At 52.7% G+C, this 15,525-nt stretch carries 18 protein-coding genes and 1 pseudogene; 6 read left to right on the top strand and 13 right to left on the bottom strand.

Going from position 1 to position 15,525, the window contains the following annotated elements:
- Window positions 1-21 precede the first annotated feature (21 nt).
- The 4 genes from trmB to ansB all read left to right on the top strand — a co-directional run bounded on the left by trmB (window position 22) and on the right by ansB (window position 3,071).
- Window positions 22-741: a tRNA (guanosine(46)-N7)-methyltransferase TrmB gene (gene trmB / locus SK38_RS18350; protein WP_048236737.1), complete on the top strand. Its 720-nt coding sequence runs from the start codon at window positions 22-24 to the stop codon at window positions 739-741.
- The gene (locus SK38_RS18345) at window positions 741-1,067 is read left to right on the top strand and encodes a YggL family protein (RefSeq protein ID WP_003027115.1); all 327 of its coding nucleotides are present in this window, start codon (window positions 741-743) and stop codon (window positions 1,065-1,067) included. The genes trmB and SK38_RS18345 overlap by 1 nt, the downstream gene beginning before the upstream one ends.
- 49 nt (window positions 1,068-1,116) lie before the next feature.
- The gene (locus SK38_RS18340; RefSeq protein WP_003825409.1) at window positions 1,117-1,836 is read left to right on the top strand and encodes a YggN family protein; all 720 of its coding nucleotides are present in this window, start codon (window positions 1,117-1,119) and stop codon (window positions 1,834-1,836) included.
- Window positions 1,837-2,024: 188 nt separating this feature from the next.
- Window positions 2,025-3,071, top strand: a complete 1,047-nt coding sequence (gene ansB, locus SK38_RS18335; protein WP_003027108.1) for an L-asparaginase 2 — start codon at window positions 2,025-2,027, stop codon at window positions 3,069-3,071.
- 114 nt (window positions 3,072-3,185) lie between these two features.
- Here ansB and hemW read toward each other — a convergent pair whose 3' ends face one another.
- The 5 genes from hemW to SK38_RS18310 are packed head-to-tail and all read right to left on the bottom strand — an operon-like array spanning window position 3,186 to window position 6,492.
- Entirely contained in the window at window positions 3,186-4,322 is a 1,137-nt protein-coding gene (hemW, locus tag SK38_RS18330) for a radical SAM family heme chaperone HemW (RefSeq protein ID WP_048236736.1), read from the bottom strand.
- Complete coding sequence (locus SK38_RS18325; RefSeq protein WP_048236734.1) at window positions 4,315-4,908, bottom strand: XTP/dITP diphosphatase; 594 nt, start codon at window positions 4,906-4,908, stop codon at window positions 4,315-4,317. The genes hemW and SK38_RS18325 overlap by 8 nt, the downstream gene beginning before the upstream one ends.
- Window positions 4,909-4,915: 7 nt before the next feature.
- Window positions 4,916-5,206 (bottom strand): DUF167 family protein YggU, encoded by a 291-nt coding sequence (gene yggU / locus SK38_RS18320; protein WP_003027101.1) that lies wholly within the window; start codon window positions 5,204-5,206, stop codon window positions 4,916-4,918.
- Window positions 5,203-5,769, bottom strand: coding sequence for a YggT family protein (locus tag SK38_RS18315; protein WP_003825417.1), 567 nt, complete (start codon window positions 5,767-5,769; stop codon window positions 5,203-5,205). Before SK38_RS18315 ends, yggU begins: the two co-directional genes overlap by 4 nt.
- An 18-nt stretch (window positions 5,770-5,787) precedes the next feature.
- Window positions 5,788-6,492, bottom strand: a complete 705-nt coding sequence (locus SK38_RS18310) for a YggS family pyridoxal phosphate-dependent enzyme (RefSeq protein WP_032944928.1) — start codon at window positions 6,490-6,492, stop codon at window positions 5,788-5,790.
- 17 nt (window positions 6,493-6,509) lie between these two features.
- On the opposite strand from SK38_RS18310, the gene SK38_RS18305 reads away from it, so the two are divergent.
- Complete coding sequence (locus SK38_RS18305; protein WP_048236732.1) at window positions 6,510-7,490, top strand: type IV pilus twitching motility protein PilT; 981 nt, start codon at window positions 6,510-6,512, stop codon at window positions 7,488-7,490.
- Here SK38_RS18305 and ruvX read toward each other — a convergent pair.
- The 8 genes from ruvX to metK form a co-directional block, all read right to left on the bottom strand.
- The gene (ruvX, locus tag SK38_RS18300) at window positions 7,487-7,903 is read right to left on the bottom strand and encodes a Holliday junction resolvase RuvX (RefSeq protein ID WP_008785771.1); all 417 of its coding nucleotides are present in this window, start codon (window positions 7,901-7,903) and stop codon (window positions 7,487-7,489) included. The genes SK38_RS18305 and ruvX overlap by 4 nt on opposite strands.
- A complete protein-coding gene (locus SK38_RS18295) occupies window positions 7,903-8,466 on the bottom strand; it encodes a YqgE/AlgH family protein (RefSeq protein WP_003027086.1) in 564 nt (187 codons plus the stop codon). Before SK38_RS18295 ends, ruvX begins: the two co-directional genes overlap by 1 nt.
- Window positions 8,467-8,642: 176 nt before the next feature.
- Entirely contained in the window at window positions 8,643-9,590 is a 948-nt protein-coding gene (gene gshB / locus SK38_RS18290; RefSeq protein ID WP_003027083.1) for a glutathione synthase, read from the bottom strand.
- Between the two features lie 19 nt (window positions 9,591-9,609).
- Window positions 9,610-10,341 carry a 16S rRNA (uracil(1498)-N(3))-methyltransferase gene (gene rsmE / locus SK38_RS18285; protein ID WP_008785768.1) on the bottom strand — a complete coding sequence of 244 codons (732 nt, stop codon included), beginning with the start codon at window positions 10,339-10,341 and terminating at the stop codon, window positions 9,610-9,612.
- Between the two features lie 74 nt (window positions 10,342-10,415).
- Window positions 10,416-11,123, bottom strand: a complete 708-nt coding sequence (endA, locus tag SK38_RS18280) for a deoxyribonuclease I (protein WP_003825437.1) — start codon at window positions 11,121-11,123, stop codon at window positions 10,416-10,418.
- 94 nt (window positions 11,124-11,217) lie between these two features.
- Window positions 11,218-11,715 carry a SprT family zinc-dependent metalloprotease gene (locus SK38_RS18275; RefSeq protein ID WP_003825440.1) on the bottom strand — a complete coding sequence of 166 codons (498 nt, stop codon included), beginning with the start codon at window positions 11,713-11,715 and terminating at the stop codon, window positions 11,218-11,220.
- Window positions 11,716-11,791: 76 nt separating this feature from the next.
- Window positions 11,792-13,186, bottom strand: coding sequence for a galactose/proton symporter (gene galP, locus SK38_RS18270; RefSeq protein WP_008785766.1), 1,395 nt, complete (start codon window positions 13,184-13,186; stop codon window positions 11,792-11,794).
- Window positions 13,187-13,583: 397 nt separating this feature from the next.
- Window positions 13,584-14,738 carry a methionine adenosyltransferase gene (gene metK / locus SK38_RS18265; RefSeq protein WP_020996311.1) on the bottom strand — a complete coding sequence of 385 codons (1,155 nt, stop codon included), beginning with the start codon at window positions 14,736-14,738 and terminating at the stop codon, window positions 13,584-13,586.
- 540 nt (window positions 14,739-15,278) lie between these two features.
- On the opposite strand from metK, the pseudogene SK38_RS25310 reads away from it, so the two are divergent.
- A pseudogene (locus SK38_RS25310) lies at window positions 15,279-15,380 on the top strand (hypothetical protein); the annotation flags it as partial.
- Between the last annotated feature and the right edge of the window lie 145 nt (window positions 15,381-15,525).

Genomic DNA, 15,525 nt, shown 5'->3' with positions numbered 1-15,525 from the left:
AACACAGCAGACTAAACTTTTATGAAGAACGACGTCATTTCACCGGAATTTGATGAAAACGGCCGCCCTCTGCGCCGGATTCGTAGTTTTGTTCGTCGCCAGGGGCGACTGACGAAAGGGCAGGAACACGCGCTGGAAAACTACTGGCCGGTGATGGGCGTTGAGTTCAGCGAAGAGCCTGTAGATTTCGCAGAACTGTTTGGCCGTAACGCGCCAGTCACGCTGGAAATCGGTTTTGGTATGGGAGCGTCGCTGGTTGCAATGGCGAAAGCGCGTCCGGAACAGAATTTCCTCGGCATTGAGGTTCACTCACCGGGCGTTGGTGCGTGTCTGGCTTCAGCCCATGAAGAGGGTGTCGAGAACCTGCGCGTCATGTGCCATGATGCCGTTGAAGTCCTGCATAAAATGATTCCTGACAATTCTTTATCTATGGTTCAGCTGTTTTTCCCTGACCCGTGGCATAAAGCACGTCATAATAAACGCCGTATCGTTCAGGTACCGTTTGCTGAGCATATCTTAAGTAAGCTGAAGCTGGGCGGCGTGTTCCATATGGCGACCGACTGGGAAGCGTATGCGGAGCACATGCTTGAAGTGATGTCCTCGATTGACGGGTATAAAAACCAGTCAGAGAGTAACGATTATGTACCGCGCCCGGAATCGCGCCCGGTAACCAAATTTGAACAACGTGGTCATCGTCTTGGCCACGGCGTATGGGACTTAATGTTCGAGAGGGTGAAATAATGGCAAAGAACCGTAGCCGTCGTCTGCGTAAAAAGATGCACATCGAAGAATTCCAGGAAGTAGGATTTTCGGTTGCATGGCGTTTCCCGGAAGGTACATCTGGAGAGCAGGTCGATCAAATCGTTGATGACTTTATCAATGAAGTCATCGAACCGAACAAGCTGGCTTTTGACGGCAGCGGCTATCTGGCCTGGGAAGGTCTGATCTGTCTGCAGGAAATCGGCAAATGCACCGAAGAACACCAGGCAATCGTGCGTAAGTGGCTGGAAGAGCACAAACTCGAAGAAGTGCGTACCAGCGAACTTTTCGATATTTGGTGGGACTAAGTAGCACAGGGTCGGCAAATGCCGGCCCGATTTGTATTGAGGGAAAGATATGATGCGCAAAACGCTGCTGGCGGCAGTCCTAACGTTCACGGCGATGGCCGCACATGCAGATTACCAGTGCAGCGTCACCCCGCGTGACGATGTGATTTTGAGCCCACAAACGGTGCAGGTGAAGGGCGAGAATGGCGACCTGGTTATTACCCAGGCTGGTGATGTCACCTTCAACGGTAAACAGTACAACCTGAATGCCGCACAGCGTGAGCAGGCCAAAGATTATCAGGCGGCGTTGCGTAGCAGCCTGCCGTGGATCGACGAAGGTGCCAGAGCGCGCGTAGAGAAAGGTCGCGTGGCGCTGGACAAAATCATCGCCAAAGAGGTCGGTGAAAGCAGCAACATGCGTGGCCGCTTAACCAAGCTGGATGCGCAATTGAAAGAGCAGATGAACCGCATCATCGAGCATCGAACTGATGGCCTGACTTTCCATTATAAGGCGATTGATCAGGTCCGCGCGGACGGACAACAGCTGGTGAATCAGGCGATGGGCGGCATTTTGCAGGACAGCATCAACGAAATGGGGGCGAAAGCCGTGCTCAAAGGCGGTGGTAATCCACTGCAGGGCGTACTCGGAAGCCTCGGTGGTTTGCAGACCTCAATTCAGAACGAATGGAAGAATCAGGAACAAGACTTCCAGCAGTTTGGCAAAGATGTCTGTTCCCGCGTTGTGACGCTGGAAAACGATCGTAAAACGCTGGTTAGCACTCTGAAATAATCTTCACCTCTTATTAACGGCACAGAAACATTCTGTGCCGTTTTATTTTGTATATTTCTGTTTTTTTGATATCCATCTCTAAGAACGGCAATTTGGTGGAGATATAAATCTGGTTAATTGGAACTCGTCACATTATTCATCTGTAGGATAGACATAATGCTGCAAATTCAAGTAACTGGAGAAATAACATGGAGTTTTTCAAGAAAACGGCACTTGCCGCACTGGTTATGGGTTTCAGCGGCGCGGCGCTTGCACTGCCAAATATCACCATTTTAGCTACTGGCGGAACGATTGCCGGCGGTGGTGATTCCGCGACAAAATCTAACTACACGGCAGGCAAGGTTGGCGTAGAAAATCTGGTTGAGGCCGTACCTCAATTGAAAGATATCGCTGTCGTTAAAGGCGAGCAGGTGGTGAATATCGGCTCCCAGGATATGAATGACGAAGTCTGGTTAACGCTGGCGAAAAAGATTAATACCGAGTGCGATAAAACCGACGGCTTCGTGGTAACACATGGTACGGATACCATGGAAGAAACCGCCTATTTCCTCGACCTGACCGTCAAGTGCAACAAGCCGGTGGTGCTGGTCGGTGCAATGCGTCCGTCTACGGGTATGAGCGCTGATGGCCCGTTCAACTTGTATAACGCGGTAGTAACTGCCGCAGACAAAGCCTCTGCCAACCGCGGAGTGCTGGTGGTGATGAACGACACCGTTATGGATGGTCGTGACGTGACTAAAACCAACACTACCGACGTCGCTACCTTCAAATCCGTTAACTACGGCCCGCTGGGTTACATCCATAACGGTAAAATCGACTACCAGCGTACGCCTGCGCGTAAGCACACCACGTCTACTCCGTTCGATGTGTCTAAGCTGACCGAGCTGCCGAAGGTTGGAATTGTTTATAACTACGCTAACGCCTCTGATCTGCCGGCAAAAGCGCTGGTGGATGCGGGTTACGCCGGGATCGTCAGTGCGGGTGTAGGTAACGGTAACCTGTATAAAACCATTTTCGATACGCTGGCAACCGCCGCGCATAAAGGTACCGTTGTAGTGCGTTCATCCCGTGTACCAACGGGCGCCACTACACAGGATGCAGAAGTTGATGATGCAAAATACGGATTTGTGGCTTCAGGTTCCCTGAACCCGCAAAAAGCACGTGTTCTGCTGCAGCTTGCGCTGACTCAAACCAAGGATCCTAAGCAGATCCAGGAAATGTTTAATCAGTATTAATCGATGAAGGTGGCTGCGCTTACCGCCCTAACCCTGTAGGCCGGATAAGACGCAGCCGCCATCCGGCAATTTTCCTGATGGCGCTACGCTTATCAGGCCTACGTTCACCAGCCATCACTCCGCCAGAAACAGCTCCAGCAGCGAATTCAAGAACAGCTTACCGTGTTGGGTAATCTGCCAGTACTCATCGCATTCACTCAGGTAGCCCTGGGAAATAGCCTCATCGATCTGTCGACGAATAACGTCTTCGGTAAGACCGGTATATTGCGTAAACTCCGCGCGAGGCGCGGCTTCCAGCAGCCGGAAACGATTCATGAAGAACTCGAACGGCTTATCGGCTTCGGCGACATCGCGCTGGCTTTCGAGATAACGCCCTTGCATATACCCACGTGGATGCCGTGTTTTGGTGGTGCGCAGGATGCGTCCGTCAGGGAATGTGATCTTACCGTGTGCGCCGCAGCCAATGCCAAGATAGTCGCCAAAACGCCAGTAGTTAAGGTTGTGCTGACACTGATAACCCGGTCTGGCGTAGGCTGAGGTTTCGTACTGCTGATATCCCGCGGCGGTCAGTAGCTGGTGGCCTTGCTCAAAAATATCCCACAGCGCGTCATCGTCCGGTAAAACCGGCGGTCGGGAACCGAACAGCGTGTTGGGTTCGATGGTCAACTGATACCAGGAAAGATGTGGCGGGTTGAGCGCGATGGCCTGCTGTAAATCGCCCAAAGCTTCTTCCAGCGTCTGATCCGGTAAACCATGCATCAGGTCGAGGTTAAAGCTGCGTAGCCCCAGACCGCTCGCCAGGTGTGCTGCACGCTTAGCTTCTTCCGGCCCGTGAATACGTCCCAGACGTTCGAGTTTGGTGGAGCTAAAGCTCTGTACGCCAATCGAGATACGGTTGACGCCAGCGCGTTGATAATCCACAAAGCGATCGGCCTCCACCGTCCCGGGATTCGCCTCCATCGTGATTTCTGCATCTTCGGCCAGATTCAGCCGTGCTCGCACGCCGTCGAGCAGCGTTTGCATCGCCGGGCCAGAAAGCAGGCTCGGCGTGCCACCACCGATAAAAATCGTCTTTACTTCACGTCCCTGGGCGTGGGCCACCTCAGTATCCAGATCGCTCAGCAGATGCTGCACATAGTCGTCATGAGGGACTTCGCCCTTTAGCGCATGCGAGTTGAAGTCGCAGTACGGGCATTTCTGCACGCACCACGGGATGTGAATATAAAGACTTAGCGGTGGAAGCTTAACCATTACGCAGGGCATCCAGCAGCAGCTTTAGCGCCTGTCCGCGGTGAGAAATTGCACTCTTTTCTTCACGGGTCAGTTCGGCTGCGGTTTTCCCTTCAGACGGCACAAAGAAGATCGGGTCGTAGCCAAAACCACCGTTTCCGGCAGGTTCGCGGGTAATCACGCCCGGCCAGCTTCCGTGGCAAACAACAGGCGTTGGATCGTCTGCATGGCGCATATACACCAGTACGCAGTGGAACTGCGCCTGGCGCTTGTCATCAGGAATATCCTGCAGGGTGTGAAGCAGTTTTTCCAGGTTCTGCTGATCGGTCGCATCTTCGCCGGAATAGCGGGCTGAATAGATACCCGGCGCGCCGCCAAGGGCATTTACTGCCAGACCTGAGTCATCAGCTATGGCCGGTAAGCCGGTAATTTGCGCAGCATGACGCGCCTTCAGAATGGCGTTCTCAATAAACGTCAGCCCGGTCTCGTCTGCAGAATCAACACCCAGATCCGTTTGGGCAACAACATCAAGACCGAAATCACTCAGAAGAGAGGCGAGTTCACGCACTTTACCGGCATTGCCGGTCGCGAGGACAACTTTTTGCATGGGATACCTAATCAGTTAACGCCGCAATTTCGGGCGGGATCTGTTGCGGATGAATGATTTTAACCTGTTTGTGACGACCAAGCTCGCCCTTCTCAATGACGACCTGGCTTTTTGCCACACGGAACTGTTTGCCGAGAAACTTCACCAGATGGCTATTGGCCTGGCCATCAACCGGTGGGGCGGTAATGGCGACTTTAACTTCGTCGCCATGTAAACCCACAATACTGTCACGGCTGGCTTTAGGCTGAATATAGAGCCGTAAAACCAGACCGTCGTCGCAGGGTGTAACGGCACTCATAGCGCCATCCACAGCCCCGGCAGCAGCATGTTGCCTGTCGCCTGTAACACTTCCGCGATGCCCATGTTAATAACGTAGAGCAGCAGAACCAGAATCATTGGGGAGAAATCGATCCCGCCCATGCCTGGAAGTATGCGACGGATAGGACGCAGCAGCGGATCTGCCAGTTGAATCAGCACGTACTCTACAGGACTGCGGCCCTGGCTGACCCAGCTCATAATCGCCATCACAAGCAGCACCCAGAAAATCAACAGCCCGATAGTCTTCAGGACAATCAGTACGGCGGCGATCCAGATGATCGGCTGGAACGTGACCACCTTAAACAGCACGATTGCTTTGATAAAGCTGAGAACGAGCGCAACTAATGCCGAGGCGCTGTCGATCGGTCCCATCGGGGGAATAATGCGGCGTAACGGCCCAATGATGGGCTGAGTGATTTTCACTATAAACTGCGAGAACGGGTTGTAAAAATCGCAGCGAGACCATTGCATCCACACGCGTAGCAGCAGCGCCATGGTATACAGCTCAATTACCGTTGAGAGCAGGAAGGTCAACGTATTCATGGTGTTCCTTAGTTTTCCTTATTTTTTAGTGTAATCACGAGCACCAAAAATGGCAGTGCCAATGCGCACCATCGTGCTACCCGCCGCGATGGCGGCATCCATATCATCAGACATTCCCAGTGAGAGAGTGTCGATGCCTGGGTAGCGTGTTTTCAACCCGGCAAATGCTACCGCCATTTGCTGTGCAACTTCAAACTGCCTTACATAATCTGACTCTGGAGCCGGAATCGCCATCAGACCACGCAGGGTAATGCGCGGCAGTACAGCGACTTCAGCGGCCAGTGCATCAAGCTCTGCCAGCGGAATTCCTGACTTACTGTTCTCATCGCTGATATTAATTTGAATCAGTACATTGAGCGGCGGCAGTTCCGCCGGGCGCTGTTCGCTCAGACGGGCAGCGATACGCAGACGGTCGATCGTATGGCACCAGTCAAAGTGCTCGGCGACCAGACGACTTTTGTTGGACTGCAGCGGGCCGATAAAGTGCCACTGCAGATCGTTGACGCCTTTTTCCTGGAAGTAGCGGATTTTATCCACCCCTTCCTGCACATAGTTTTCACCGAAGGCACGCTGCCCTGCGGTAATGGCTTCTTCGATGGCGCTCGCAGGTTTGGTTTTACTGACTGCAAGCAACGTAACTTCTTCTGAAGACCGCCCGCAACGCGTCGCGGCGGCTGAGATTTTGTCCCGGACATGTGCCAGGTTATGCGCGATATCGTTCATTTTCCGAGGATGTTCATATGAATATGGAAGAAATAGTGGCCCTTAGTGTAAAGCATAACGTGTCGGATCTACACCTGTGCAATGCATGGCCTGCGCGCTGGCGCATACGTGGAAAAGTCGAAATCGCACCATTTACTACGCCTGACGTGGAGAATCTGCTGATGTGCTGGCTCAGTGAGCAACAACAGGTACAGTGGCAGGAACAGGGGCAGATTGATTTTGCTATTGCGCTGGCCGGTTCCCAGCGGCTGCGCGCCAGTGCTTTTGTTCATCAACAGGGAACCTCACTGGCGCTAAGATTGCTCCCGCTTGATTGTCCATGTTTAGACGATCTCCAGACCCCTGACGTCATACCTGAACTGCTGCGCAGTGAAAATGGGTTAATTCTGGTGACAGGCGCTACCGGTAGCGGTAAATCAACGACCCTGGCGGCGATGGTAGAGTACCTTAATCAGCATGTTGCGGGGCATATTCTGACGCTGGAAGACCCGATTGAATATCGCTACACCAGCCAGCGTTGTCTTATTCAACAACGGGAGGTGGGCGTACACTGCGCTTCTTTTGCCGCCGGTTTACGCGGCGCGCTGCGTGAAGATCCCGACGTCATTTTGCTGGGCGAACTGCGCGACGCGGAAACCATTCGTCTGGCATTAACGGCAGCGGAAACCGGGCATCTGGTGCTGGCAACGTTACATACGCGAGGGGCGGCACAGGCCATCGCGCGGCTGGTGGACACCTTTTCGGCAACAGAGAAGGATCCGGTGCGTAACCAGTTAGCAGACAGCCTGCGGGCGGTACTTTCGCAAAAGCTGGAGGAAGATAAGCTGGGAGGACGCGTGGCGCTATTTGAGCTGCTCGTCAACACGCCAGCCGTGGGCAATTTGATTCGTGAAGGGAAAACGCATCAGCTGCCCGGCGTAATTCAAACCGGGCAACAGACAGGTATGCAGACATTTGCACAAAGTCAGCAGCAGCGTCAGGCGCAGGGACGGATTTAGTAACCCTGCTCGAAATAGCTTTCGAGGATGACCACGGCAGAAGCGGAATCTACTTTGCCTTTATTCAACGCCCGGTATCCGCCTTGTTCGAACAGGCCGGAGCGGGCCTCGACGGTGCTCAAGCGTTCATCGTGCAGCGTTACGGTTACGCCAAAGCGACCGTGAATACGGTTAGCGAACTTACGTGCGCGCGCGGTAAGGGGCTGTTCGGTGCCATCCATGTTGAGTGGTAGGCCGACAATGATTTCATCCGGCTGCCATTCTTTCAGCAGGCGTTCAATCAAACTCCAGTCTGGCGTACCGTCCTGCGCCTTAATGGCGGGCAACGGTCTGGCCGTACCGGTAATGCGCTGACCGACAGCAACACCAATACTTTTCGTACCAAAATCAAAAGAGAGTAATGTTCCGCTCATCAGGCATGTCCCGCCACGCCAGGCATGGTCTGAATATCTATCCCGATAAGCTTCGCCGCATCGCGCCAGCGGTCGGCAATCGGCGTTTTGAATAAGATGTTGAGGTCTGCGGGCGCCGTGAGCCAGGCGTTATCCAGTAACTCTTGTTCCAGTTGACCTTTTTCCCATGATGAATAACCCAGCGCAACCAGCACTTCGGACGGTTGTTCTTGTGTGCCCAGGGTTTCTAGTACATCGCGGGAGGTGGTGATGATGGTGTTATCTGAAATGCGGATACTGGATGCAAAACGTGACGGCGGGGTATGCAGAATAAATCCACGGTCTTCCGCCAGCGGGCCGCCGAGCATCACTGGTTTATCCAGACGAATGGCCGGATCGCGTTCTTCTGGGGTAATCTTCAGCTTTTCCAGAATCCCTTCAATTTGTAAGTTTTCCAGAGGCTTATTGACGATAATCCCCATTGCTCCGTTCTCATTATGTTCACAGATGTACACCACGGAACGGCGGAAAATCGGATCCTGGAGAGCAGGCATGGCAATCAGAAAGTGATGCTGTAAATTCATTGTCAGAGGTTCTGTTTCCTGGTTCAAAAAAGCAACAGAGCCCAGTATGTGGGCAAAGCTCGAAGATGTCACCCTCTGAAGATAGCATTGCCGGATGACGGCTTCGCCTAATCCGGCCTGCGGGGTGCAATTCCAGGCCGGATAAGACGCGATGGCGTCGCTATCCGGCAACGTATTTATTTCTGCAAACGCGCCTCAATGGCATCCATCAGCATACCGGTAATCGAAACCGGGAACTCCGCTTCAATTTCACGAATACAGGTTGGGCTGGTAACGTTAATTTCCGTCAGGCGATCGCCAATGATATCCAGACCGACAAAAATCAAACCTTTCGCTTTCAGCGTTGGCCCAATGCGACGTGCAATTTCCCAGTCGCTGTCGGTCAATGGACGCGGCTCGCCACGACCGCCAGCGGCCAGGTTGCCACGGGTTTCGCCGCCCTGCGGAATACGCGCCAGGCAATAAGGAACGGGTTCGCCATCGACCACCAGGACGCGTTTATCGCCATCTTTAATTGCTGGCAGATAGTTCTGCGCCATGCAGTAGCGGGTACCGTGCTCGGTCAGCGTTTCAGCAATGACGCCAAGGTTCGGGTCGCCTTCCTTCACACGGAAAATAGATGCGCCGCCCATACCATCCAGCGGTTTGAGAATGATGTCGCTGTGTTTTTGCCAGAAGGCTTTCAACTGCGCTTTGTTACGCGTGACCAGCGTTTCCGGCGTCAGGTCGGCAAACCATGCGGTGAACAGCTTTTCGTTGCAGTCGCGCAGGCTCTGCGGTTTGTTGACGATCAGCGTCCCTTTTTCTTCTGCACGTTCCAGAATATAGGTTGCGTAGATGAACTCGGTATCAAATGGCGGATCCTTACGCATCAGAATAACGTCCAGGTCTGCCAGCGGGAGATCCTGCTCGCTCTTGAACTCATACCATTTGTCGTAGTTCTGCTCTACGCTCAGGGTACGCGTATGGGCGCGGGCTTCACCGTTGATCAGATAAAGATCGGCCATCTCCATATAATGAATTTCGTAACCGCGACGTTGCGCTTCCAGCAGCATAGCGAAGCTGGAATCTTTCTTGATGTTGATGCTTGCGATGGGATCCATCACGATGCCGAGCTTGATCATTTTCTTCTCCGTTTATGCCTTAGCCCAGATCGCCAAAACGCACCTGTAGCGCAGTAATGGCGGTGAGCGCGGTTGTCTCAGTACGCAGAACGCGAGGTCCTAACAGAATATCAGTAAACTGATAACGTGCGGTCATGGCAATTTCATCTGCCGACAACCCGCCTTCCGGGCCAATCAGCAAGCGGATGCGCTCCACCGGCAGCGGCAGCGTATTGATGCTGGCGCTGGCGCGCGGATGCAGGTTTAGTTTCAGACCTTCGTCCTGTTCCGCGCACCATGCTTCCAAATCCATTGCCGGGCGAATTTCGGGCACCCGGTTTCGACCGCACTGTTCGCAGGCGGCAATGGCGATTTTCTGCCACTGCTGGAGCTTCTTGTTCAGGCGTTCACTGTCCAGTTTAACGCCGCAGCGCTCAGAAAAAAGTGGCGTAATGAGGCTTACACCCAGTTCGATCGATTTCTGGATAGTAAATTCCATTTTTTCGCCACGCGACATCACCTGGCCCAGGTGGATGTGTAACGGCGACTCACGATCGTCGAGTTCAGCGTTAAGTACCTTCACATCCACGCTTTTTTTACTGGCGTGGGTGATTTCAGCGTCGAATACCTGATTGCTGCCATCAAACAGCTGTAGCGCCTGGCCCGGTCCCATACGCAGCACGCGGCCGATATGGTTGGCTGCATCTTCACACAGTGAAATTTGGCTGCCGGAAGTGATTGGCTCAGGGTGATAAATGCGAGGAATGCGCATAGTTAAACATCCGCGTCATGGCCCTGGGCTGCGAAAGGCCAGGGCATGGTTAAAAATATTGACGCTAGTGTAGGTTAGCTCTTTTGCGCCTGGCAAGCGCGTTGCACATATGGGTTATGGTTCCCCTGTACCTTTGCAATGCGTTCGTCGCGCTCACACTCCCAGTCAGTGACCGGATATTGCTTATTCCAGGCGTTAAAAAGCTGAGTTTGCTGGCGGGAGAGCGTTAGAGAGTACTGGTCGCGCATGTAAAAATAGGTACGAGCAATGGCACCGCGGGCGCGGGCTGGCGGCTCGGCAACTTTCTCTTTGAAGTCGACCTTCATGGCGCATTGCCCATACTGACCCTCGCCACCGTTCCACTGGCTGTACATGAAGTTAGCGCGATCGCCATTTACCTCACCCACCGCAGGTTGCAGGTTATGCATGTCGCTTTCCATTTTGCGATAGACCGGATCTTTGGCGCAGTTTTTACGCCCTCCGTCCTGCCAGCACTGACGCTGATGACCAAATTGCCAGGCGGGGACAACGTGCTCCCATTCAATTCGACTGGCGCGGTTTTCATTTTTTCGCACTTTATAGCCGCAGGATTCGAGGTCAACGACCCCTTTTTTGCCTTGCCAGTTAATTTTACAACCGCAGTAGAAATCGCCCGGCGCATCGGCGTTCACCTTGACGCCTGCTGCTTTTGCCTGAGAAAAACTGTTGATGCCTTCGGCTAAAACCGGGCCTGAAAACGCAGCGGCTAACAGGGCCGCAGCAAAAGAAAAATGACGGTACATCACAAACTCCGTGTCAAAACGAGCCCGCAACGTAGCGAAAGTTATTCCAGTATGCAATCAGTTAGGTCAGAAAAGTTCCTGATAATTCTGAAGATTATTCTGCAACCAGCGGTTCGCCGCAGTGAACACAGCGGTAGGTGGCCTCACCGCGTACAACGCGGTTATGGCGGCGGACGGTCAGTTGGTGCTCCTGACACTTACAGCGGTAAGTAAAGGTCTTGCGCTGCACCGATTGCAGTTCAAACTGATGCGTGCGCCGGGCCGGTACGCCCAGAACGCTTTCCATCATCCATTTCCATTCTTTCCCGTGTGGCGGCACGCGCCCAAAGTGTTTCCACACCAGTAAATGCGCCAGTTCATGGGGTACCACTTCGTTAATGAATGCGTCGACGTTTTCCATCAGCAGGACGGGATTAAGGCGAATTTCATAGGTTTGTAGCCATGCGGTACCCGCGGCGGTGCCGCGCTGTTGGTAAACCAGCTTTGGCTCCGGATATTGGCGTTCGAGCTTGAGATTGGCCTGGGCGAGTTTTTCCCGCAGGCTACGCATAACGGCTTGTTGGATGGCGATAGGGAGACGGGAGGTTTTCATAACGCCAGAGGATAGTGCGACAGGGAAGGGACTGCAAGAGGAAGGCTTCCTCCGCTGGGGAGGAAGCCTTTGGTGATTAGTCGTGTGCGCCAATTTCGCGCAGTTTACGACCCTTCATCAGGTTACGCTCAATGTGTTCCAGAGAGACGTTTTTAGTTTCAGGGATCAGCCACAGAGTCAGGAAGATGAACAGTACGTTCAGGCCGCCGTAGACCCAGAAGGTGTTGGCGCTGCCCAGCGAGTTCAGCATCGTCAGGAAGGTTGCGCCGACGATCATGTTGGCAATCCAGTTGGTTGCAGTAGAGCAGGTGATGCCGAAATCGCGGCCTTTCAGCGGCTGGATTTCAGAGCACAGTACCCAAATCAGCGGACCGGCGCTCATGGCAAAGCCAACGATAAACATCAGCAGCATCAGTACTGCGAAGTATTGTGCGGATGCCGAGTGAATACCCACGTGCATCATTGTACCCAGCACGCCCATACCAACAGCCATCACGATAAAGCCAAGGATCAGCGTAGGCTTGCGGCCCCAACGGTCAACCAGGCCAATGGCGATAAAGGTTGCCAGCACGTTGGTCAGACCGACGATAACAGTCCCCCACATCTGCTCGGTGGTGTTGGTGTAGCCCGCCAGCTCAAAGATTTTCGGTGCGTAATACATGATGACGTTCATCCCGGTGAACTGCTGCATCACCTGTAACAGAACGCCAAGGAATACCGCGCGACGGAAGTTGCTGTTTTCTTTAAAAAGCGCCCAGCCGCTCTGCTTCACCTGCAGACTTTCACGGATTTCATCCAGCTCGCGTTTGGCTTCTGCGCTGGTGTCACGCAGACGCAACAGGACGCGTTCAGCATCAACAAAACGACGTTTAGCTGCAAACCAACGTGGGCTGTCCGGCAGGAAGATAACGCCGACCAGAAGCAGCAGGGCAGGGATGATGATTACACCCAGCATCCAGCGCCATGCGCCGCTGTAGCTAAAGGCTGTATCGGAAAGATACGCGCCCAAAATACCGATGGTGATCATCAGCTGATACATGGAGATCATGCTGCCACGAATCTTTTCCGGGGCAATTTCAGACAGGTACAGCGGCGCGGTATAAGACGCAACGCCTACAGCCAGGCCGAGCAGCACGCGGGAAACCAGCAGGACTTCAACGTTTGGCGCAGCGGCGGAGAACAGTGAACCCGCAACAAACAAGATCGCACCGATCATCAGGCTTTTTTTGCGTCCCAGTTTGAAGGATAGCCAACCGCTGCCGACAGCACCTACCGCCGCACCAAACATCATGGAGCTCACCACCCATTCCTGAGTGTGCGGGGTAATTTGAAACTCGTCGGTGATGAACGGTAAAGCACCGGCAATAACACCGATATCCAGGCCAAAAAGTAATCCAGCCAGGGCTGCCAGAAAGCAGACAAAAAATGTCATGGCTTTGTTGGAACGCCCCGTTTTTTTATTGTCAGGCATGATGCCCTCCGGTTGGGTAGCTAGTTTTGTTGATGTTAAGGGTAGGTGAGTACGGGGTAAAAAAATGCGAATCACATCACATTAGTGTAATCGCTTACACTGCCATTCATGCTGGTTATTGGTTAATTCATTGAAAGTTAACATTATTTATTGGGATTAAATAATGTTGGTCGTCTGAATTTAAGACAATGATGAAATATAATGTAACAGTGATGCAAGTATGCTGGCTAAAAGATGTTAATTCAAGGTAGAGGGAAATATGGTGTGATGTAATCGCTTTCATTTTCATTTAAAGCAATAGTAATCAGCGCGGTTTGGTGATGGATGTGGGAGAGGAAATAGGTATAAAAAAGACCAGCGTGAGGCTGGTCTTCATAAGCGTTAAGTCTGGTTTAAATTACTTCAGACCGGCAGCGTCGCGCAGCAACTGTGCTTTGTCGGTTTTTTCCCATGGGAAATGTTCGCGACCAAAGTGACCGTAAGCAGCGGTTTCTTTGTAAATCGGGTGCAGCAGATCCAGCATCTGAATCAGGCCATACGGGCGCAGGTCGAAGAACTCACGCACCAGAAGAGTCAGCTGCTCTGAAGGCACTTTTTCAGTACCGAACGTTTCCACCATGATAGATGTCGGTTCTGCCACGCCGATTGCGTAGGAAACCTGAATCTCACAACGGTCAGCCAGGCCTGCGGCAACGATGTTTTTCGCTACGTAACGGGCTGCATAGGCTGCGGAACGGTCAACTTTAGACGGATCTTTACCAGAGAATGCACCGCCGCCGTGACGCGCCATGCCGCCGTAGGTATCAACGATGATTTTACGACCGGTCAGACCGCAGTCGCCCATCGGGCCGCCGATAACGAAACGACCAGTTGGGTTGATGAAGAATTTGGTCGAAGCGGTCAGCCATTCAGTCGGCAGTACCGGCTTGATGATCTCTTCCATAACGGCTTCTTGCAGCGATTTCTGGTCGATATCTTCAGAGTGCTGAGTAGACAGAACAACCGCATCAATACCGACGATTTTGCCGTCGTCATACTGGAAGGTTACCTGGCTTTTGGCATCCGGACGCAGCCAGGATAAGGTGCCGTTTTTACGCACTTCAGCCTGACGCTGCACCAGACGGTGAGCATAGGTAATAGGTGCTGGCATCAGCACGTCGGTTTCGTTGGTTGCATAACCAAACATCAGGCCCTGGTCGCCTGCGCCCTGTTCCAGCGGATCAGCACGGTCAACACCCTGGTTGATGTCCGGAGACTGTTTACCAATCGCGCTCAGTACCGCGCAAGAGTTGGCGTCAAAGCCCATGTCGGAATGCACATAGCCAATTTCGCGAACCGTGTTACGGGTGATCTCTTCGATATCAACCCATGCGCTGGTGGTGATCTCACCGCCAACTAAAACCATACCGGTTTTGACGTAGGTTTCGCAGGCAACGCGTGCTTTTGGATCCTGTTCCAGGATTGCATCCAGCACAGCATCAGAGATTTGGTCAGCGATTTTGTCAGGATGCCCTTCTGATACGGACTCGGACGTAAAAAGGTGTTTTGCCATATTTAATTTCACCTAAGGAGAATTTGGTTAGCTCAAACTGTCGAGTGGAATAGCCATGTGTAGAAGATTCTACCATGAGTCTGCAGATGACGGACACTGGCAGTCTGAGTGTTAATCGGTATAGATGGATTAACATCTGGACGGCTATTTTAGGACAGTTCTTCGCCTGATTTCCAGCTTTTTTTGATTGAGGTCGCATTGTACTGAAAATGTAACTGGAAATTTTTCCTGACGGTGCTGGCAATGTGCATATTTATCTTTTGCTTTTTGACTTTCTTATCGGTATAAAACGCGGCGCGCGGCTCATATCCGTCATACTTCAAGTTGCATGTGCGTTGGCTTCCTCGCTCGCCCCAGTCACTTACTCATGTAAGCTCCCGGGGACTCTCTGCGTTGCCGCCTTCCCGCAACTCGAATTATTTAGGATAGACAAAAGCACACGACGTTTTCATCGTGTTGCCACTTCCAGCCGGGTTAAAACTTTAGCTTTGGCTTGTGGGTTCGTTCCGTAAGGAGCAACCGTGGAGGTGATACGAGATAATGAACCGTTGTATTCTGCAGAATCTGTCGCACCGTTCTGGTGTACATATGTCCCCCGCAATCTGCATCTCTGCTTTGCATACCTGTCGATGTTATATACACAAAATCATTTATGCTGCGTCGAGGCGGCAAGTGAATGAGTCTCCTGAACGTACGAGTAGTGCGTGACTAGGGCGAATGAGCGTAGCCAACAAAGAGGCTGCATGAAGGATGAAGTGTATACCCATCTCGGCGTATCTCAGGACTC

This window comes from Citrobacter sp. MGH110 (assembly GCF_001037515.1).
Lineage (GTDB): Bacteria > Pseudomonadota > Gammaproteobacteria > Enterobacterales > Enterobacteriaceae > Citrobacter > Citrobacter portucalensis.
The sequence above is the reverse complement of the archived record's forward strand: the minus strand, read 5'-3'. Positions and strand labels throughout refer to the sequence as shown.

What these genes read in the sequence shown, in the direction of transcription:
- trmB (WP_048236737.1), top strand. Translation starts at nt 22, where the DNA reads ATGAAGAACGACGTCATTTCACCGGAATTTGATGAAAACGGCCGCCCT.
- SK38_RS18345 (WP_003027115.1), top strand. Translation starts at nt 741, where the DNA reads ATGGCAAAGAACCGTAGCCGTCGTCTGCGTAAAAAGATGCACATCGAA.
- SK38_RS18340 (WP_003825409.1), top strand. Translation starts at nt 1,117, where the DNA reads ATGATGCGCAAAACGCTGCTGGCGGCAGTCCTAACGTTCACGGCGATG.
- ansB (WP_003027108.1), top strand. Translation starts at nt 2,025, where the DNA reads ATGGAGTTTTTCAAGAAAACGGCACTTGCCGCACTGGTTATGGGTTTC.
- hemW (WP_048236736.1), bottom strand. Translation starts at nt 4,322, where the DNA reads ATGGTTAAGCTTCCACCGCTAAGTCTTTATATTCACATCCCGTGGTGC.
- SK38_RS18325 (WP_048236734.1), bottom strand. Translation starts at nt 4,908, where the DNA reads ATGCAAAAAGTTGTCCTCGCGACCGGCAATGCCGGTAAAGTGCGTGAA.
- yggU (WP_003027101.1), bottom strand. Translation starts at nt 5,206, where the DNA reads ATGAGTGCCGTTACACCCTGCGACGACGGTCTGGTTTTACGGCTCTAT.
- SK38_RS18315 (WP_003825417.1), bottom strand. Translation starts at nt 5,769, where the DNA reads ATGAATACGTTGACCTTCCTGCTCTCAACGGTAATTGAGCTGTATACC.
- SK38_RS18310 (WP_032944928.1), bottom strand. Translation starts at nt 6,492, where the DNA reads ATGAACGATATCGCGCATAACCTGGCACATGTCCGGGACAAAATCTCA.
- SK38_RS18305 (WP_048236732.1), top strand. Translation starts at nt 6,510, where the DNA reads ATGAATATGGAAGAAATAGTGGCCCTTAGTGTAAAGCATAACGTGTCG.
- ruvX (WP_008785771.1), bottom strand. Translation starts at nt 7,903, where the DNA reads ATGAGCGGAACATTACTCTCTTTTGATTTTGGTACGAAAAGTATTGGT.
- SK38_RS18295 (WP_003027086.1), bottom strand. Translation starts at nt 8,466, where the DNA reads ATGAATTTACAGCATCACTTTCTGATTGCCATGCCTGCTCTCCAGGAT.
- gshB (WP_003027083.1), bottom strand. Translation starts at nt 9,590, where the DNA reads ATGATCAAGCTCGGCATCGTGATGGATCCCATCGCAAGCATCAACATC.
- rsmE (WP_008785768.1), bottom strand. Translation starts at nt 10,341, where the DNA reads ATGCGCATTCCTCGCATTTATCACCCTGAGCCAATCACTTCCGGCAGC.
- endA (WP_003825437.1), bottom strand. Translation starts at nt 11,123, where the DNA reads ATGTACCGTCATTTTTCTTTTGCTGCGGCCCTGTTAGCCGCTGCGTTT.
- SK38_RS18275 (WP_003825440.1), bottom strand. Translation starts at nt 11,715, where the DNA reads ATGAAAACCTCCCGTCTCCCTATCGCCATCCAACAAGCCGTTATGCGT.
- galP (WP_008785766.1), bottom strand. Translation starts at nt 13,186, where the DNA reads ATGCCTGACAATAAAAAAACGGGGCGTTCCAACAAAGCCATGACATTT.
- metK (WP_020996311.1), bottom strand. Translation starts at nt 14,738, where the DNA reads ATGGCAAAACACCTTTTTACGTCCGAGTCCGTATCAGAAGGGCATCCT.